Consider the following 20,373-nt stretch of genomic DNA (forward strand, 5'->3'; position numbering starts at 1 on the left):
AAATGACAAACAAGAAGGTCACGGCAGCCATTGTTACGTATAATCGGTTGGCATTGTTGAAAGAATCATTGCAAGCGGTTTTAGATCAAACAGATTATCTTAGTCATGTGATTGTGGTTAATAATAAATCAAATGATGGAACGGCAGAATATTTAGCTACGATTGAAGACCCCCGAGTGGTGGTATACAATTCACCAGACAATCTAGGTGGAGCTGGCGGATTTAATAAAGCGGTTCGTTTATTTGCCGAGGAATTAGATGATAATTATGTATGGTTAATGGACGATGATACGATTGTTGAGCCAGATGCTTTAAAGTATTTAGTTGAGTTCATGGAAGAAAATGAAAATGTTGGTTTTGTTAATTCCGTAGTACGTTGGGGTTCTCGAAATGGAAACCCATCATGGATGAATGTTCCTGCTCCCCGTGGATTCACTTGGCAAAGTCATTTAAATGTTGAAAATAATGGAATAGAAGTTGTTAATTCAACTTTTGTTTCGGTCATGTTTTCCCGTGATATGGTTGCCATGGTTGGATTACCACAAAAAGAGTACTTTATTTGGGGCGATGATATGGAATATACCAATCGAATTGCAGACGTGAACCGTGGATATACAGTTTTGAATTCTATTGTCGTGCATAAGTCAAAAGAAAATTCGATGCCTGGTGATGTTATTCGTGAAAAAGATGAAAGCCGTCTTTGGCGATATGGCTATGAATTTAGAAACCGTATTTTAACTGGCCGGCGAATTAACAAACGTGATGCAAAAAATCTTGCTAAAGGGGCGTTTAGATACGAGCTGCCTCGGGTATTGTTGAAGCGAAATGTTAAATTTAGGATTAAAAAAGCTAAGATGATCATTGGTGGTGTTTTCCGTGGACTAAGTTTTAATCCGCAAATTGAATATGCCAATATTCCGCGTAAACAAAAACGTTCAATCAATGCCATTCTTCGGGCTTATCAATTGGCAAATCCGGAGGAACGAGTGACTTTAGATCGCGAAATTGAAATTATTAAAAGTATTCAATTAGATGATTTGAAGGGAATTACTAATAAGGCAGATAAGTTTATCGCAAATTATGAACGTGAACAAGCAAAAGCACAACAAGATTCAAAATAAGAGACTTTTTGCTAATTGTTAGTTTTTAGCTAATCTGAATTTATTATTAAAAAGGCTGTGGATTTAGTTCCGCAGCTTTTTTAATAATAAATTCATGAAAACGCTTGCAATATTAAATCGTTTTAATTATAATAAATCATGTACTTAATTTACTTATGTATTTATATGTAAAACTCTTACATGCAAAACGCTTGCATTGTTAAAAAGATTTACATATAATGGTTAATAATTAATATAAAATAATGCGATTTTTTCATATTGGAGGATTGAGCGAATGGATTATTTAATTGGTGTTGATATGGGTACGACCTCAACTAAGGCCGTACTATTTGATAAGGCAGGACATGTTATTACTTCTGCAAACAAAGGATATAACCTTTATCGGGATGCACCAGATATGGCGGAAGAAGATTTAGATGAAATTTTTGAAGCCTTCTCAGATGCAATTAGAGAAGTGGTGCGGTTTGATCGGGATGCAAACATTTTAGCCGTTTCATTCTCATCAGCGATGCATTCATTGATTGCCTTTGACGGTGATTGGAACCCATTAACGCGAGTGATCACTTGGGCTGACACACGAGCTGTTAAGTATACTGAAGAGCTAAAGGCAAATGGACTAGGAGCTGAAATTTATGCTCATACTGGAACTCCCATTCATCCAATGGCACCTTTGTCAAAGTTACTTTGGTTGAAAAATGAACATGCAGATATCTATAATAAAGCAGAACATTATTTGGGAATTAAAGAATATATTTTCCATCGTTTGTTCGGAGCCAATAAGATGGACATTTCAATTGCATCAGGAACTGGGATGTTTAACATTTTCGATTTAGATTGGGATAAACAAGCTCTTGAAGTTACTGGTGTAAGTCGTGAACAAATGCCAACTCCAGTTGATCCATATACAATGGAAACTGAAATGCTAGAAGAATATTCAGCTTTGTTGGGATTGCCAAAGGATACACCATTTGTTTATGGAGCTGGAGATGGTCCATTATCAAACTTGGGAGTTAATGCTGTTCAACCAGGTGTTGCCGCAGTTACAATTGGAACTTCTGGGGCCATTCGGGTCGTGACAGATGCACCAAAGATTGATCCAAAGGGGCGTACCTTTACTTATGCTTTGGATAAAGATCACTGGGTTGTTGGTGGTCCGGTTAATAATGGTGGAGATGTATTCCGATGGGTCCGGAACAATTTGTTTGATTCAGAGAAGTCAACCGCATCATTGTTGAATATGGATTCATATGATTTGATTACTGAGATTGCAAGTCAAGTACCAGCTGGAGCCAATGGATTGTTGTTCCACCCATATCTAGGTGGTGAACGTGCCCCAATTTGGGATGCTAATGCTCGTGGATCATTCTTCGGACTGACTCACAGTCATACACGTGCCCACATGGCTCGTTCAGTCCTTGAAGGAATTATTTTTAATATTTATATGGTTGAACTAGCTTTGGAAGAAGTTGTTGGTGATTTGAAGTCAATTCAAGCGACTGGTGGATTTGTTCGTTCAGCGCTTTGGCGTCAAATGTTAGCAGACATCTTTGAACAGTCTGTAACTGTTCCTGAGGCCTTTGAATCTGGGGCATTAGCTGCAACTGTTATGGCACAAAAAGCCTTGGGACTTGTTGATTCTTTGGAGGTTATTGGAGATATGGTTGGAGAAGCCAACACATATGAGCCAAATCCAGAAAATTATACTGTTTATCGTGAACTTGCTCCAATCTTTATTCGTTTAAGCCGTCAACTACAGACGGAATACAAGAATATTGCGGACTTCCAACGTTCACACACGAAATAGCTAACCAAATTTATTATGCGGTGAAAAAAATTAGGAGTGTTTTGTTATGTTTAATCTTGCTGCTGGGGCTGCACCTAGCTTTTATTCATGGATGGTTAATGGGGTCAATGTTTGGCCTTTCTTGATTCTAATCCTTGGAATTGCCTTATTATTAGTATTTATTTTGAAGCTAAAAGTTAACACTTTTGTTTCTTTGATTATTATTTCAATCTTGGTTGCTCTTGGACTTGGAATGGGTCCTGCTTCGATTGCCGACGCCTTAAAGTCGGGAATTGGTGGTACGATGGGAGAACTGGTCGTGGTCTTTGGATTCGGTTCAATGATTGGCCGATTGGTTGCTGATTCAGGTGGATCATACCGAATTGCGTCAACGTTAATTACTTTATTTGGTAAGAAACGATTGCAATGGGCTGTGGCTATCGCTTCATTCATTATTGGAATTTCTCTTTTGTTTGAAGTTGGACTTGTAGTTTTGATTCCTATTGTCTTCTCAATTGCCTTGGAAGTTAATGTTCCATTGCTCTACCTTGGAATTCCAATGGCTGCTGCTTTGTCAGCTGCACAAGGATACTTGCCTCCACAACCGTCACCAACAGCTGTTACGAACATCTTGGGTGCTAACATCGGTGTGGTCTTGATGTACGGAGTGATTGTTGCCTTAGTTGCATTAATCATAGCTGGTCCAATCTTTACTCGCTTTGCTCAAAAAATAGAACCAAGTGCCTTTAAAGTTACTAAGAAATTAGATGCTTTGGGTGAAGTTAAGAAATTTGATTTGAAGGATACACCAAGCTTTGCGATGGCCATTGTTACTTCATTGATGCCTGTTTTCTTCATGTTGATTGCTACTGCTTACACGATGATTAAAAATGGTGGAAAGCAAGTTTATGCTGGATCTATTGGTGATACCGCATGGAAGGCAATGACACATGCCGCTCAGAATGGTTACTTGCACAATCCATCAACTTTTGATCAAATTATGGCGATGTTGGGTAACCCAATGATCGCAATGGTTATTGCGATGGCCTTTGCCATCTGGTCAATGGGACCTAAGCAAGGTCGTACGATGACCGAAGTTGGAAAGACAATGTCTGATGCATTGAGTTCAATCGCTAACTTATTGATGGTTATCGGTGGTGGTGCAGCCTTTAAAGGTATTTTGACTTCAGGTGGGATTTCTGATGCCATTGCTCAAGCCTTCCAACACACATCATTGTCACCAATCATCTTTGCATGGTTGATCGCCTTGATTATTCGTGTGTCAGTTGGTTCAGCTACAGTTGCTGGATTGACTGCTGCTGGAATTGTTGCTCCATTAGTTGCCGGACAAACTGCTGTTAATCCAGCATTCGTTGTTCTTGCTATCGGTGCCGGTTCAATTGGTTTGTCCCACGTGAACGACGCTGGATTCTGGATGTTTAAAGAATTCTTTGATTTGACGGTTACACAAACTTTGAAAATTTGGACCGTTTTGGAAACCATTCTTTCAATCGTTGGTTTGATTGTTATCTTAATCTTAAGCGCAATCTTCTAAAAATTAATTGTAAGTTTAAAAGCTCCTTTTGACGAAGGGGCTTTTATGTTAAAATCTAATAAATACTTGCTACTACAGCAACGATAGGAGTATTCATTTAATACTATGCCATTTTTATATCTACATATTAATGTTTTCGCAGATATTGTGGTTTTATTGAACACAATTGCAGCTATTGCCATTGTATTTCGAGGTGAACGAGAAGTTTCCTCGATGTGGGCTTGGCTAATGGTTTTAATTACTTTGCCAGGAATTGGACTAATAATTTATATGTTCTTGGGACGTAATCTAAATAGTAAGAAAATCTTCAGTCTACAAACCCAAAAAGTATTAGGGATTGATAAGATTGTCAAAAATCAAAAAAAGTTGGCGCATGAAATTGATACCGCTGAACATTTGGAAGAAGAAGGTAGTTTTGTACGCTTGTTTTTACAAAATGATGCGGCTCTTTTAACTTTTCAAAATTCAGTGCATATTTTTACAGATGGTCATGATAAATTTGATCAATTGTTTGCAGATATTAAAAAAGCGAAACATCATATTAATCTTGAATATTTTACAATTTATGATGATGAAATTGGTAATCAATTGGTGGATTTGTTAACTCAACGTGCACAAGCAGGGGTCCGAGTTCGAGTGTTATTTGATCAATGGGGTTCAAAAGGACGGCATGATAAAATGTGGCGTCGTCTTCGTGATGCGGGGGGACAAGTTGTTCCGTTTTTATCACCACGTTATGTGGCGATTACTTTTCGAATTAATTTCCGAGATCACCGTAAAATAGCGGTAATTGATGGCAGCATCGGTTACATTGGGGGATTTAACGTCGGTGATCAGTATTTGGGGCGCTTTAAAAAATTTGGTCATTGGCGGGACACGCATGTTCGAATTGAAGGGGACGCAGTTTTGGCCATTCAATCTCGTTTCTTTACTGATTGGAATGCGACAACTAAGAAACAACAATTAAATTTTTCAGATGACTATTTTCCAAGTCAACAAGCATCTAATAATCGAACAACCGCTATTCAAATTGTTTCATCCGGACCAGATGATACGAAAAAACAAATCCAAACTGGTTACTTAAAGATGTTTGCATCAGCTACGGAAAGTATTTATATTCAAACCCCATATTTTATTCCTGATCAAGCTGTTTTAGAGGTTTTAAGAATGGCCGTTTTATCAGGTGTTAAAGTTAAAATTATGATCCCAGCATTTCCTGATCACCCATTTGTTTATCGGGCAACTGAGTGGTATGTAAAACAACTTATACAGGTAGGAGCTGAAATTTATCGTTATGATAAAGGATTTATGCATGCTAAGACTGTGACTATTGACGGCCGCATAAGCTCCATTGGATCTGCTAATATGGATATTCGTTCGTTTATTTTGAACTTTGAAGCTAATGCCTTTATGTATGATCGAAATTTAGCAAAACAGCTTGAAAATATTTACCATGCTGATATCTTAGAATCAACCAAATTAGATTTGGCTTACTTTGAGCATCAATCTGTTTGGAAAAAAGCGCTCCAACGGATGTCACGCTTATTGGGACCAATTTTATAAAAACATTTTTTGAATTGGAATTAATTCAGCATGGATTAAGAAAGAAGGCAAAATGACGGATCAAATAAAATTGACTGATGGGGTTCACCTACAGGTTGAAACAACGAAGCAGTTTACAACAACACAAATTAGTATAAATTTTGCAACGCCCAAATTAAACGCGGATTTAGCTGGGCGTTTTTTAACTTCAAATTTTTTAGAAACAGTTTCTAAAAAATACCCTAGTCAACAAAAATTTGCTCAAATCTTAAATCAATTATATGGGGCAAGTTTTAGTGTAGAAGTTAGTAATATTGGAGGAGTTCATAATTTTTGTGTAAATTTGGAAATTGTAGATCCTAAACTACTGAATAGTAGTGAAGATCTTCTAACAGAAGCCTTTAAATTTTTACAAACGGTAATGTTTGAGCCATTAGGTGATGATATAACAGGTTTTGATCCTACGATTTTTATGCGACAAAAGGAAATTGCTTTAGATGAAATTGAAGGGCTTAATGAAGATCGAGAATATCAAATTGTTCGTACAACAATTGAAGATAGTTTTGTTGACCATAAATTAGGTTTAGCTGCCTATGGAAATCAAGCATTAGTCCAAAATGTTACAGAAATGTCAGCGTGGGCAACCTATCAAAAATTATTACAAACAGATCAAATTGACATTGTGGTAGTGGGGGGAGTTACTGCTGATCAAATAAAGCAATTGATTCAAAAATATTTGCCTTTTAATGCCCGTAAAGTTAGTTTACCAGTTAAGCAAACTCCAGTTTTTGTAGAACCCCAAATTAAAGAAATTTATGAACCCGTACAACAGGCACAGATTGTATTAAGCTGGAAATTATCATTAGATTGGTCTGAACGTTTTACAGGCTATGTTTTAAATTCATTACTTGGTGGAACTGGAATTTCACGTTTGTTTTTAAATGTGCGTGAACAGGCCGGATTAGCCTATACAGTTTATTCTGATTTCAATTTCTATACTGATTTAATGTTTGTAGTGGCAGGTGTTAAGGTTGATCAAGTTGAATCAGCACAATCAATGATCTTAGGGGAAGTTAAACGTCTTAAAAAAGAACTTATTACCGATACAGAGTTACAACAAGTAAAACAATTAATGTTGAATGAGTATCGGTTAGGTCAAGATCAAATCAGAACGCGGACTGAACGTGGCTTGAGTCAAGCAATCACACACAAAAGATTAACCTCAGATGAATGGCAAGCTCAAATAGAACAGGTAACCAAAGAAGATATTCAAAGAGCAGCACTTCGTTTAAACTTACAGATACAAATGATTTTACGTCGAAAGGAGGGATGAAATGAACCGACAAATTCCAAAAGGACAACATTATAAACTTGAAAATGGACTACGTGTTCATTTGATTCAACGGCCGGAATTTCATCAAATTGTGAGCTTATTAACGGTTGATTACGGAGCACGTGATTTATATGTTAATCAAATTGATGAAAAATTAAATGTTGGAACACCTAAATTAGGGATTGCTCATTTTTTGGAGCATCAATTATTTAAGCAACCTGGGTATGATGCCATGGTTAAAATTAATCAGGCAGGCGATACGGTGAATGCATATACTTCTCCCACCCGAACTAGTTATTTTACTGTCTCATTAGCTGAACGATATCAAAGTCTTGAAGAATTGTTGACCTTTACTCAGGAACCATACTTTGATCAAACTGCGGTAACCCGAGAAGCTAATATTATTAGCCAAGAAATAGATATGTATCAGGATGATCCTGCCTCACAACTTTATCAATCCATTCTGGGGCAGCTTTATCCCAATGATCCTCTTTCTTTTGATATTGCTGGTACAGTTGAGAGTGTTCATGAAATTACGCCATCAGATTTAGAATCAGCTTATGCCGTAGCTTATCGACCTGATCAAATGGATTTAGTAGTCGTAGGTGCCTTTGATTTTTTAACCGTTCAGAATTTGATTGAAAATTCTCCGGCCGGAAAACGTCCATCTGCCCAAAGAATATCAAAACTATCAGAGCAAATGTTATCGAATGTTACACAGGTTAAAGAAGATACGTTATATCTTGAGGCAGATATTCATCGTAATCGGATTGCAGTAGGTCAAAGAATTATCTTACCCCAGGCTACAGGAAGAGCTGGTTTGAAAAATGGTGTGGCGCTAGATTTAGCCTTAGACTTAGTTTTCAGTGAAAATTCCCCTAATTATCGAACATGGTATGATATGGGCTTGATTGATGATAATTTTAGTGTGGAATTAACTTGGGAAAGAAATTTATCTTATCTAGTATTGCTAGGTGAAACACCGGAACCAGAAGAATTAATCGCAGTACTAAAACAAGAATTACAATCTCTTCCGGAACGGTTAGCTGAGTTATCTATAGAATTTGAACAAATTAAACGTGGGGCTATTGGTCGCTTGATTAATAAGTTTAATTCGCTTGAAGAGTGGGCTACTCAATTTGAAGGGACCACCTTTGACGCAGCCTTTTTGCCAGATGAGTTAGACTTGCTGCAAAGTTTAACGTTTGAAGAAATGCAAACGATTACGCAACAAACTAAAACAAGTGAAATAGCGAGCGTAATTATCCAACCGGAATGATAAAATTATGGTAAAATAATCATATAAATATATGTAGTAAAGGGATTAAGTGATATGGCAGACATGGGACAAAAGGGAATTGGTGAGGAACTTCAAGCTGCCCGCATTGATAAAGGGCTAACCTTAGATGATGTACAAGCACAGACGAAGATTCAAAAACGTTATTTACAAGCGATTGAAAATAATCAATTTGATCAATTGCCAGGCAAATTTTACGAGCGCGCTTTTACGCGTCAATATGCAGCAGCAGTTGGAATTGATGCTGATGATTTATTAGAACGATATGATTTAGTAGCGCCAGCTGAAAATCCAAATATGGAACAAGTTCGAGTAGATGAAGATAATGTTACTCGAGTTGGGATGCGTAGCGAAGAAAATTTACAAAAGAAACAATTGGTAAATGCTATGCCTAAAATAATCATGGGTGTTGTTGCTTTGGCGGTTGTGATCGTGGTTTGGGCGTTAGTTGCAAACTTTGCAGGTCATTCGAAATCTTCAACAGAAGATTCACATGTTTCTATCAGTAGCTCTTCTGTAGCAAATAGTTCATCAAAACAATCTTCAGATTCATCAAATGAAAAGTCTTCATCTTCTGAAGATAAGAAAAAGTCCGAAGATAAAAAGAAGTCTGATAATAAGAAAACAGAAATATCAGAACCTGCTATTGCGGGAACCACTACTACTTTTGAAGCTAAGGTACCAGCTGATACTGATCGTAAGTTGACTCTAACTGGTCAAAATGGTGATTCATGGGTATTAGTGAAATCAAATACAGGGGTGGTTTTGTATTCAGGAACCGTTAAGTCTGGTGTGAATCAGGAGTTTAATTTGAATAGTGATGTTACAAGTGTCAATATTCAAACTGGAAATGCTAATAATTTGAAGGTTAATTTCAATGATAATGATCTAAATTTGAGTAATACAACCTTAGTTTGGCATGCCTTGATTAATATCACTCAAAAATAGGAGTAAGTTAGTAAAATTATGAATTTACCAAATAAATTAACCGTTTTTAGAATCATTTTGATCCCAATTTTTGCAATTGTTTTAATGTTACCAGTTGATATATGGGGTGGTTTATCGCAATTACCTATGACGCATTTAGTGGCTGCAATTATTTTTATTGTCGCTTCGTTAACTGATACGGCTGATGGTCAAATAGCCCGTCGACAACATCTTGTAACTAATTTTGGGAAGTTTGCAGACCCATTAGCGGATAAGCTTCTTGTAATGACAGCGTTGATTTTTTTCGTCCAATTTCAATGGTTACCTGCTTGGATGATTGCTTTAATTGTGATTCGTGAATTAGCAGTAACTGGTTTAAGAACGTTAATCGTAGAAAATAACGGTGAAGTTATGGCTGCTACAATGCCCGGTAAAATAAAAACTACTACGCAAATGTTGGCAATCATCTTTTTCTTATTACATGATTTAGGTTTTAACTTAATTCATGTTCCATTCGCGCAAATTATGATCTGGATTGCGTTATTCTTTACAATTTATTCAGGGATTGAATATTTTTGGAAAGCGCGTTTTGTTTTTAGTGATGGTTTTAAATAATTATAATATCAATTAGATACTAAACGGAGTTATCTAACATTGATTTTTCGTTTATAAAGGACTGGAAGTTTATTCCAGTCTTTTTCTTTGAAAAATATTATAATTAATTTATTAGTTAGGTGGATCCTTATTAGTTAGGAGCAATTAAAATGAAAAATATTGAACAACTAGGTCGGTTATTAATTGAGAAAAAGCAGAGTATTACGGCTGCTGAAAGCTTAACAGCAGGAATGTTCGCTAGTGAATTAGCCAATGTCAGTGGTATTTCAACCGTTTTTTCTGGTTCCTTTGTTACCTATAGTGCCGTAGCTAAAGAGCAATTGGTGAATGTACCCATGGCTTTAGTTGAAGAATATGGAGTAGTTTCAGCACAAGTAGCTCAAGCTATGGCTAAGGGGGCGCAAGCACGGTTAAAAACAGATTGGGCCATTGGATTAACAGGGGTTGCAGGTCCCGACGGATTAGAAAACCATCCGGCTGGGACGGTTTATATTGGTGTGTCACAACCGAATGGACAAGTTAAAACTAAATTATTTAATTTAGTTGGAGATCGAATGTCTGTTCGACAGCAGGCTGTTGAATGCGGGGCGCAATTAATTTTAGAATTAATTGGGAAAGACGTTACAAAAGATCAAAATTAGGTTATACTTAATATATTGATTTTCAAATGAACGGAGAAATTAAATATGGCAACGAGTGGAAAAAATATTAATCCTAATAAAAGAATTGAAGGCAAAATTACGGATCCAAAAGCGCGACAAAAAGCCTTAGATGAAGCACTGAAAAAAATCGAAAAAAACTTTGGAAAAGGTTCAATTATGCGAATGGGCGATTCTAAATTCTCACAAATTGAAGCTTCTTCTACTGGTTCACTAAAATTGGATATTGCACTTGGAATTGGTGGTTATCCAAAGGGACGAATTATTGAAATTTATGGACCTGAATCATCTGGTAAAACTACTTTGGCTCTACATGCTGCTGCAGAAATGCAAAAAACAGGAGGAAATGTAGCTTATATTGATGCGGAAAATGCGATGGACGTGGAATATGCTAAGGCATTGGGCGTTAATATTGATGACCTTTTACTTTCACAACCAGACACTGGAGAACAAGGTCTATCAATTGCTGATGCGTTGATACAGTCATCTGCGATTGACTTGATTGTTATTGATTCCGTGGCTGCTTTAACACCTAAGGCAGAAATAGATGGTGAAATTGGTGATGCGTCTATGGGATTGCAAGCCCGAATGATGTCATCTGCCTTAAGAAAGCTTTCAGGCTCAATTTTGAAAACGGAAACTACAGTTATCTTTATTAATCAATTGCGGGAAAAAATTGGAGTTATGTTTGGAAATCCTGAGACTACACCTGGAGGTCGTGCTCTTCGTTTCTATTCAACGGTTCGTTTAGATGTTAGACGTCGAGGTGGGATTGATGGAACTAAACAAGACGGTGAAGATGTTAAGTCAGTTGGTAATTTGACTAAGATTAAAGTTGTCAAAAATAAGGTTGCAGCTCCGTTTAGAGAAGTTGAAATTGAGATTATGTTTGGAAAGGGAATTTCTAAAACTGGTGAGATGATTGATCTAGCTGTAGACAAAGATATCATTAAAAAAGCTGGTTCTTGGTTCTCATATGAAGGAGAGAAGATTGGCCAAGGTAAGGTCAATGTGATGCGATGGTTAGATGATCCAGAAAATAAAGCTATTTATGATGAAATTATGAAGCGAGTTTTGGATGAATACTTTAAGAAACCAACGGATGAATCACCTGAAGAAAATAATACAGATACATCAGAATCAGATGAGGCTGAATTAGAGATTGAAGAATAATAAATTATTTTAATCATTGTTGATTAAAGCGGGATGAATTTGTCCTGCTTTTTTTATGTTATTCGTTTTTTAACCCCATTTTTGGTATACTGGTTTTAGTTTAAAATGATTATAAACTAGGAGTGAATAATATGAGTAAGAAAAAACAAAGCTTAGCGCAACGAAGTAACATTGTCCGAGCAGCGGTGATGGGTGCTAATGATGGCATTTTATCAGTTTCTGGTATTGTGATCGGGGTTGCAGGAGCTACAACTAATTCTTTCGCCATTTTTATTGCTGGTTTTGCCGGAGCATTAGCTGGGACGGTCTCAATGGCGATGGGTGAATATGTTTCAGTTCATTCGCAAAATGATGCGCAAAAAAAAGCGGAAGAAACCCAGTCACAACGTTTAGAAAATGATTGGCAATCTGAATTTGATTATGTTCAAAATAAATATGTAGTCGCAGGGATTAAGCCAGAATTAGCTCACCAAGCAACTAAAGAAATGATGGCCCAGGATGCTTTAGGAACAACCGTTCGAGAGCGATATGGGTTTACTTTGAACCAAGAGATGGATGCTATTTCGGCTGGGCTAGCCTCGATGGTTTCTTTTCCATTAGGATCCATTTTACCTATGATAGCAATTACACTTTTACCAGCTAAGATGCATCTTAACATCTTGGGTACGGGTGTAGCTGTGGCGCTTGCTTTAGCTATTACTGGTTCTTTGGCGGCTCGACTTTCAGGAGCTAATTTAAAGCGTGCGACATTCAGGAATGTAATAGCTGGGATTTTTACTATGATTATAACGTTCGTAATTGGAACTTTGATGGGGGAGATTTAATATGAATTTGTCAGCAGATGAAGAACGCTTAATGCAGTCGGGTGTACAAAAACGTGAAAAACTTACATTAGAGGAACGTTTAAACGTGGTTCGAGCTGGAGTTTTAGGAGCTAATGATGGGGTATTGACCGTTGTTGGGGTTTTATTTTCAGTGGGAGCTGCGACTAATAATTCATTTACCCTTTTAATTGCTGGAGTTTCAGACCTCTTGGCTTGTGCATTATCCATGGCGTCGGGAGAATATGCATCAGTGAGCTCTCAATCAGATGCTGAAAAAGTTGTGGTTCAAAAAGAAGCACAACGTATTAAAGAGCAACCCGAACTGGTTGAAAATGATTTGCAAGAATTTTATGAAGGTCGGGGAGTGGCTAAACAAACAGCTAATTTAATTGCTAAGGATTTAATGAATAAACAGCCATTAACAGCTATTTTGGGAACCAAATATGATGTGCAGCTAGGACATTATGTCAATCCATGGGAAGCGGCCTTTTCGTCAATGATCTGTGCAGCTCTGGCAGGTTTAGTGCCACTGCTATCAATGGTTTTATTAAGTCGAACAAAGGGGATGTTAGTAGCTATTTTAGCCACTACGATTGCTTCGGCTATTATTGGCTGGGCTAGTGCTAAATTAGGCAAAGGTTTCGTTAGAAAGTCGGTTATCCGAAATATCATTATTGGACTTTTAACAATTACGATTCATTATGGAATTGGATTGTTGTTCTAATGGTTGGTATGAGCGGAACTAGACAGAATAAAGTCATTGATTTTAACTTAAATTAACCTTTTAGCGTTATAATAATAGTTAGTATAATAACGGAGGAAAATTATGATAACTTTAAAATCAAAACGTGAATTAGTGGCGATGGAGAAATCTGGAGCAATTATTGCTGGAATGCACCAAGGAATGAAAAAATTAATCAAACCTGGTCTATCGACTTGGGAAATTGAGGAATTTGGTCGGCAATATATTGAAAGTCATGGTGGTCGCGCCGCACAAATTGGTTTTGAGGGATTCAAATATGCAACCACTGTTTCTGTCAATGATGAAGTGGCACACGCCTTTCCAAGAAAAGGATTAATTCTTAAAGATGGTGACTTGGTTAAAGTTGACACTGTAGTTGAATTAGATGGAGCTTATTCTGATTCTGCTTGGAGTTATGCTGTGGGGAATGTTTCACCAGAAGTTCAAAAATTGATGGATGTCACACTAGAGGCCCTTTATATTGGAATTGACCAAGCTCAGGTTGGGAATAGATTAGGTGATATTGGGGCAGCAATTAATCACTTTGTTGAAGATGAACATGGTTATGGAAATGTTCGTGATTACATTGGCCATGGAATTGGTCCAACGATGCACGAAGAACCAGCTGTGCCTCATTATGGAGTAGCAGGACGTGGCTTGCGGTTGAAGCCTGGAATGACGATTACAATTGAACCTATGGTAAACATGGGTGGCTTTGAAGTTGAAACTTCAAAGGAAGATGGTTGGACTGTTCGGACGATTGATGGTTCATGGTCAGCTCAGTATGAACATGTTGTAGCAATTACAGAAGATGGACCTAAGATTTTAACTTCACAAGATCCAATCTTTGATGCTAAATATTTATTAAAATAAATTAAAAAAATCATCTTATCAGTTTTAGTACTGACTAAGATGATTTTTTAATTTTATTCATCCATGTGGGCGGATTCGATAGTCAAAACGGTAAAAATAACTGTGTCTTTGTCGAATTCAACTTGGGCTTCTGCGCTTGAACCAATTTGTTGCTCTGTTTGTTGAGCTAGAAAGCCAGCTTCTAAGAAGAAATCAGGCTTTGATGATTCAGTCATCCGGGTTTCTACTAATGATCCAGTTAAAAACCATTTTTGACTAGTTGCTTTTTGAGATTCGATGTTTAGAGTCCCAAAGCCAGCATCATTGAAGAAATTAATCACTGCACTAATTCCTTTTAGCGGAAATTCACGCGCTAAATTTTTACCAGCCCAGTACGTAATATCACTAAGATCATCGGTTAACAGATCTGGTAGTAAATGATCTCTTAACAACGTAATTGGAAAAATATTATTATTTTGATCAGCCATATGACGCTCCTTTTTATACTTCTTATTATAACGAACAGAATTCAATTTGCCAAATAGGTTGCAAAAATGTTACAATTTTTTAATGGAAAGGATGGGTAATTAAATATGGACTTACCAAATAATCCATTAATTAATAGCACCCTTGGGATGCTTGATGGTGATTTATTAACACAAAAGCATCTACCATTAGAGCAAAGACGTTGGAGTAGTGGTAGTTCGTTAGCCCTTGCAACGATCGATGCTTTATCAATCAGTTATGATATTAATAAGATAATGCAGGCTTTTGAAGCATGGTATGAACACGGTAAGTATACAGTGGATGGTCATATTCAGACTGCAGGTAAGACAACAAAAAAAGCTTTAGATGATTATTTAATTAAACAGGATCCTTTTTCATCAGGTGGATCTTTAGAGGATGATAATGGTAGTGGAGCCTTAGCTCGAATGCTGCCGATGGTCATTTATATTTATAGCCATTATGGGTCAGATTTTGTAAATAACGAAACGGCCATGTTGACATTACATCAAGTAGCGGGTTTAACGCATAATCATCCTCGTGGACTGATGGGGATTGGTTTATATGCTATTTTAGTTGGGCAAATTTTAGATGGGTTTGATTTTGAAAATGCTTTAGATCGAGCAGTTGGAATTTCATATGAATATTATTCAGAACATGGTTTATTTGCTGGTTTCTTAAAGGAGCTAGATAATTTAAATACTCCTGATTTTAGTAGCCAACCGCAAAGCGCCTTAAACGGTAGTGGTTACATTATTGATACACTTGAAAATTTGGTGTGGATTTTATTAAATACTCATTCATATCAAGAGGCGATTCAAGCTGCTGACCAAGTTAAAGGTCCTTCTAAAAAAATTGTACCAATTGTGGGATCAGTAGCAGCTTTGATGTACGGAAGATCTAATGATATTAACGTTATGAAACGCTTTGATGCTGCTTTTGACGTTAAAAATATGCTATTTAAAGCTAATCAAAGTGGTGAATTTGTCATTAAAGTGCATGCTTAATTAAAATAATAGATTAAAACATACATTGATGAGAACAGTTGAAATAATTGTTCTTATCTTTTTTATTTTATAATTATATGTAATCTATTTTAAATAATTTATCATAATCTTTTATTATATATGGTTAAAAAGATTAAATTCATTGCTAGATTATCAGTAAACCTCAATAAATAATGGTAAATTAAAAAATATTGCTAACTTGATAGCGTTATAATATTGCTAAACAGTCTAATTAATTGATAAACTAGGTAAGAAAATGGTAAAATTATCTAGTTTTTTGAATTTAAACTTATTTTCAATAACGAGCGTTTAATTTTATTAAAAATACAATGTGATTATTATGGATCAAATATTTAAGTGATTTGGTACTTAAAAAGGCTGATACATTGGCATAGTTCAAAGAATTTTAGTGTTATGCCACACATAATAAAGCATAGGAGAAAAAATGCAAATATTTAAAATTATTGTCGGTATTTTGGCGGCTTATTTTTTAGGGTCAATTCCTTTTGGATACCTCATTGGTAAGTACGTTTATCATAAGGATATTATGCAAGTTGGTTCTGGAAATATTGGAACAACCAATACTTTTCGCGTTTTAGGCATGTTTCCGGGGTTAATAGTATTTATTCTAGATGTTTTAAAGGGGACTGTTGGTGGGCTTTTAGCTTACTTAATATGGTCACCATTGCCAGATAATCGTCACTATTTGATTTTGGCAGCTGGAGTGATTGCTGTTTTGGGGCATACTTTTTCAGTTTGGTTAAATTTTAAGGGTGGTAAGGGTGTAGCAAGTTCATTGGGAATTTTATTGGCTTATTCACCCAAGTTATTTGTAATTTCATTAGGTATATTTTTAATTTGTTTATTACTAACCAGTATTGTTTCAATTAGCTCACTTTTGAATTTTTTCTTTAGCACTATTGTTTTTTGGTATTATGATGAAAAATTTTTAGCTTTAGTGGCGGCTATTTTGATGGTCTATGTTACTTATCTACACCGTAGTAATTTAGTACGTATGGTACATGGCAAAGAAAATACTGTTAAATTTGGAATCCCATATTGGATCAGGCAAGTGAAGGTAAAGTAAATCAATTTAAATGATCTAGGCTAATTAGAAAGTAGGCAATAAATTTTATGCAATTGGAATTTTTAGGAACGGGAGCTGGTTCTCCTGCACGTTATCGCAACGTGACCAGTGTGGCTTTAAGGCTATTAGAAGAATTAAATGAAGTGTGGTTATTTGATGCAGGCGAAGGAACTCAACATCAGATGCTTCGTTCAACAATTCGGCCACGCAAAATAACCAAAATTTTTGTTACTCATTTACATGGGGATCATATTTTTGGGTTACCAGGATTATTGTCTTCACGCTCTTTTCAAGGCGGTGATGATCGTTTAGATTTGTATGGGCCACATGGGATTAAGCAATATGTTGAAACCAGCTTGAGGCTTTCGCAAACGCACCTAACTTACCGAATTAACTATCATGAAATTAGCGATGACGGTGGAGTAGTTTTTGAGAATGAAAAATTCCGTGTTTTAGCTTTGCCACTTGATCATCGAATTTTATCATTTGGTTATCGTATCGTTGAAGCTGATCATGAAGGTGAATTATTGGTTGATCGATTAAAGGAGTTAGAAGTTCCAGCTGGTCCTCTTTATGGAAAGTTGAAGCATGGTGAAGATATTACTTTGTCGGACGGAAGAATAATTTATGCTAAAGATGTAGTTGGAAAACCTAAAATTGGGCGGATTGTGACGATTCTAGGAGACACGCGAAGGACACCTAATATTGATGTTTTGATGGATCAGGCTTCAGTTGTAGTACATGAATCAACTTATGGCAAAGATGAAGCTAAATTAGCGCGGTCATACCATCACTCAACGAATTTGCAAGCTGCACAAGCAGCTACGAATCAACATGTAGGGCGTTTATTATTGACTCATATTTCAGCGCGTTACCCTGGACGTTTAGCAAATGAATTAGCTTATTCAGCACAATCAGTGTTTAAAAATACACGGGTAGTTAATGATTTTGATGTCTATGAAATTCCGATGGGTAAGCAAGATAACTCGGGACCAATTAAAATTCAAATTGAACCAGATGAAAAAGAGGAATAAACAATGATTGAACCACAGTATCAGTGGCAGCTTGATCAACTGCCTCAAGATGAGCGGGTGTCTCAATTACAAAAGCAGATTGGAGCACAGCCTTTAATTGCACAATTGTTGGTATCACGAGGATATGAAACGCCAGAGGCAGTTCAAACTTTCTTAAATCCAACTTTGGATGATTTAATTGATCCATATGAGTTACATGATATGCAAAAGGCTGTCGATCGAATTTTTTCAGCCGTTGATCAAGGCGAAAAAATTGTTGTTTATGGTGATTATGATGTTGATGGAATTACTGCTACCACAATCATGGTTTCAGCTTTAGAAGTATTGGGAGCTGAAGTTGATTATTATGTTCCAAACCGTTTTAAAGATGGATATGGTCCGAATGTAGAAGTCTATAAAAATTTGGCTGAACAGGGGATGCAACTACTGATTACAGTGGATAACGGAATTAGTGGTAAAGCAGCGATTGAAACGTTGATGCAATATGATGTTGATGTGATTGTAACGGATCATCATGAACTTCCTACTGAATTGCCGTCAGCTTTAGCTATTGTACATCCGCAATTTCCAGAACATCCATATCCTTTTACTGGCTTATCAGGAGCTGGAGTAGCCTTTAAGGTTGCCTCTGCTTTATTAGATGCTCCAGCAGATGAATGGCTAGATTTGGCAGCTTTAGGAACGGTTGCTGATGTAATGCCGCTAACGGGTGAAAATCGAACCATCGTTAAACTGGGCCTAGCTAATCTCAATGAGATGCAACGTCCTGGAATAGCGGCGTTACTTCAGCTAGCTAAAATATCAGTTGATAAATTAGATGCTAAAACAATTGGCTTTCAAATCGCCCCCCGTTTAAATGCGATTGGTCGAATGGATGATGCTAAGCTCGGGGTACAACTATTATTAGCTGAAGCTGAGAAACCGGCGTTAGAATTGGCTCAGACCATTGATCAAGCTAATCAAGAACGCAAAAAATTAGTTGAATCGATCGCTGAAGCTGCTTTAGAACAAGCTCAAAACCAATTTTATTCAGATTCAGTTTTGGTATTAATGGGTGAAAACTGGCACGAGGGTGTACTAGGAATTGTTGCGGCTCGGATATTAGAGGCAACTGGTAAGCCAACGATTGTCCTAAATCAAACAGGCACAATCGCTAAAGGATCAGGCCGTTCACTTGCTGCTTTCGATTTGTTTTCGGCGATGGATCCTCATCGTGATTTGTATTTGAGTTTTGGAGGACATGCTTTAGCCGCGGGGATGACCATCTCGGTGGACCAAGTTCCTACTGTTCGTAAAATGCTAAATGAAGCCGCGGTTGAACAAGCATTTGATTATCAGCAAAAAAAGGTTATAACATTGGCTGGTAACATTAATAGTAGAAATTTCAATTCTGATTTTTATGAACAATTACAACTACTTGGCCCGTTTGGGGAAGGTAACCCAGAACCAGTTTTTGCATTGGAATTAGATGGTGTTCAGAATGTCAAAACGATGTCAGAGGGTAAACATTTACGCTTTACAGGGATGGACAAGCGACAATTGATTCCTGTAGTTGCATGGCAAAAAGGCGCACTGGCAAATGAATTACAAGGCCATTTTAAGAAAATGACGGTTGTTGGAACATTAGATCAAAATACATATCGAGGATCAACCAGCTATCAATTAATGGTTAAAGATATTGAAGCTTCTGGGTCAGCATTGATTGATGCAAGGACTACACATTTAACTAAGCCCATGTTTAGCAAGCCTGCTACTTACTTGTTTTTTAATCATAATCTACAAAAACAATTGACTCCTTTAATTTCAAGTGCTGGGCAAGCGATGTGGTGGGAAGATGCTTTCAATGTAACACAAATTGATCGGGCCATTTTTGTCGATTTACCACACACTTTAGATGAATTACATCAAGTTTTGGCATATGTCGAAATTGGTAGCTGGGAAACGATTTTTTATACTAAAAATCCTGCCTATTTACAAAAAATTCCAACTCGAAATGATTTTTCGAAATTCTTCAAATTTATTCAGCAACAAAATTCTATCGATCTTAAAAATCAATTTCAGGCGATGGAACAATATTTAAATATGGACGAATTAATGTTGAAATTGTTAATTAAAGTGTTTTTGGACGCAAAATTTGTTACAATTGAAGACGATTTCTTAAAAAAAGTAGAAAAACCGGATAATGTTGATTTAACAACTATGCCGTCTTATCATAATTTTTTACAAAAAAGGGAAGTGGAAGCTAAATTAATTTATAGTACCACGGCCGAATTAGAACAATTGCTAAATGAATTAGCACAAGGTGATTAATTTAAATC

The 20,373-nt window shown here is 36.6% G+C and carries 18 protein-coding genes; 17 read left to right on the forward strand and 1 reads right to left on the reverse strand.

The features are described 5' to 3' along the window. Positions 1-2 precede the first annotated feature (2 nt). From JC2156_RS02215 to map, 13 genes are all read left to right on the forward strand, one after another. Positions 3-1,121, forward strand: coding sequence for a glycosyltransferase family 2 protein (locus tag JC2156_RS02215; protein WP_006845195.1), 1,119 nt, complete (start codon positions 3-5; stop codon positions 1,119-1,121). A 274-nt stretch (positions 1,122-1,395) separates the two neighbouring features. Continuing rightward, positions 1,396-2,925 (forward strand): gluconokinase, encoded by a 1,530-nt coding sequence (gene gntK / locus JC2156_RS02220; RefSeq protein ID WP_006845196.1) that lies wholly within the window; start codon positions 1,396-1,398, stop codon positions 2,923-2,925. 46 nt (positions 2,926-2,971) lie between these two features. Then, positions 2,972-4,459 carry a gluconate:H+ symporter gene (locus tag JC2156_RS02225; protein WP_006845197.1) on the forward strand — a complete coding sequence of 496 codons (1,488 nt, stop codon included), beginning with the start codon at positions 2,972-2,974 and terminating at the stop codon, positions 4,457-4,459. Positions 4,460-4,564: 105 nt separating this feature from the next. Then, positions 4,565-6,022 (forward strand): cardiolipin synthase, encoded by a 1,458-nt coding sequence (gene cls / locus JC2156_RS02230; protein ID WP_006845198.1) that lies wholly within the window; start codon positions 4,565-4,567, stop codon positions 6,020-6,022. A 52-nt stretch (positions 6,023-6,074) separates the two neighbouring features. After that, on the forward strand, positions 6,075-7,334 hold the full coding sequence (yfmF, locus tag JC2156_RS02235; RefSeq protein ID WP_006845199.1) for an EF-P 5-aminopentanol modification-associated protein YfmF: 1,260 nt from the start codon (positions 6,075-6,077) through the stop codon (positions 7,332-7,334). A gap of 1 nt (position 7,335) precedes the next feature. After that, positions 7,336-8,613: an EF-P 5-aminopentanol modification-associated protein YfmH gene (yfmH, locus tag JC2156_RS02240; protein WP_006845200.1), complete on the forward strand. Its 1,278-nt coding sequence runs from the start codon at positions 7,336-7,338 to the stop codon at positions 8,611-8,613. A 54-nt stretch (positions 8,614-8,667) separates the two neighbouring features. Beyond that, on the forward strand, positions 8,668-9,579 hold the full coding sequence (locus JC2156_RS02245; RefSeq protein ID WP_006845201.1) for a helix-turn-helix domain-containing protein: 912 nt from the start codon (positions 8,668-8,670) through the stop codon (positions 9,577-9,579). Between the two features lie 18 nt (positions 9,580-9,597). Beyond that, positions 9,598-10,173 (forward strand): CDP-diacylglycerol--glycerol-3-phosphate 3-phosphatidyltransferase, encoded by a 576-nt coding sequence (pgsA, locus tag JC2156_RS02250; RefSeq protein ID WP_006845202.1) that lies wholly within the window; start codon positions 9,598-9,600, stop codon positions 10,171-10,173. A 149-nt stretch (positions 10,174-10,322) separates the two neighbouring features. Next, on the forward strand, positions 10,323-10,814 hold the full coding sequence (locus JC2156_RS02255; protein WP_006845203.1) for a nicotinamide-nucleotide amidohydrolase family protein: 492 nt from the start codon (positions 10,323-10,325) through the stop codon (positions 10,812-10,814). Positions 10,815-10,859: 45 nt separating this feature from the next. Beyond that, positions 10,860-12,005, forward strand: a complete 1,146-nt coding sequence (recA, locus tag JC2156_RS02260) for a recombinase RecA (RefSeq protein ID WP_006845204.1) — start codon at positions 10,860-10,862, stop codon at positions 12,003-12,005. 131 nt (positions 12,006-12,136) lie between these two features. Further along, complete coding sequence (locus tag JC2156_RS02265; RefSeq protein ID WP_006845205.1) at positions 12,137-12,829, forward strand: VIT1/CCC1 transporter family protein; 693 nt, start codon at positions 12,137-12,139, stop codon at positions 12,827-12,829. Position 12,830: 1 nt separating this feature from the next. Continuing rightward, positions 12,831-13,553, forward strand: coding sequence for a VIT1/CCC1 transporter family protein (locus JC2156_RS02270; protein WP_006845206.1), 723 nt, complete (start codon positions 12,831-12,833; stop codon positions 13,551-13,553). 102 nt (positions 13,554-13,655) lie between these two features. Further along, positions 13,656-14,444, forward strand: coding sequence for a type I methionyl aminopeptidase (map, locus tag JC2156_RS02275; protein WP_006845207.1), 789 nt, complete (start codon positions 13,656-13,658; stop codon positions 14,442-14,444). A gap of 53 nt (positions 14,445-14,497) precedes the next feature. Here the strand turns inward: map and JC2156_RS02280 are convergent, their stop codons facing one another. Beyond that, positions 14,498-14,911: a DUF2507 domain-containing protein gene (locus tag JC2156_RS02280; RefSeq protein ID WP_006845208.1), complete on the reverse strand. Its 414-nt coding sequence runs from the start codon at positions 14,909-14,911 to the stop codon at positions 14,498-14,500. A 105-nt stretch (positions 14,912-15,016) separates the two neighbouring features. On the opposite strand from JC2156_RS02280, the gene JC2156_RS02285 reads away from it, so the two are divergent. From JC2156_RS02285 to recJ, 4 genes are all read left to right on the forward strand, one after another. Next, on the forward strand, positions 15,017-15,934 hold the full coding sequence (locus tag JC2156_RS02285; protein WP_006845209.1) for an ADP-ribosylglycohydrolase family protein: 918 nt from the start codon (positions 15,017-15,019) through the stop codon (positions 15,932-15,934). Between the two features lie 445 nt (positions 15,935-16,379). Further along, on the forward strand, positions 16,380-17,021 hold the full coding sequence (gene plsY / locus JC2156_RS02290) for a glycerol-3-phosphate 1-O-acyltransferase PlsY (protein WP_006845210.1): 642 nt from the start codon (positions 16,380-16,382) through the stop codon (positions 17,019-17,021). Between the two features lie 47 nt (positions 17,022-17,068). Next, positions 17,069-18,055 carry a ribonuclease Z gene (gene rnz, locus JC2156_RS02295; protein ID WP_006845211.1) on the forward strand — a complete coding sequence of 329 codons (987 nt, stop codon included), beginning with the start codon at positions 17,069-17,071 and terminating at the stop codon, positions 18,053-18,055. Between the two features lie 3 nt (positions 18,056-18,058). Beyond that, on the forward strand, positions 18,059-20,365 hold the full coding sequence (gene recJ, locus JC2156_RS02300; protein WP_006845212.1) for a single-stranded-DNA-specific exonuclease RecJ: 2,307 nt from the start codon (positions 18,059-18,061) through the stop codon (positions 20,363-20,365). The last annotated feature ends 8 nt before the right edge of the window (positions 20,366-20,373 follow it).

The sequence above is a fragment of the Weissella koreensis KCTC 3621 genome (genome assembly GCF_000277645.1).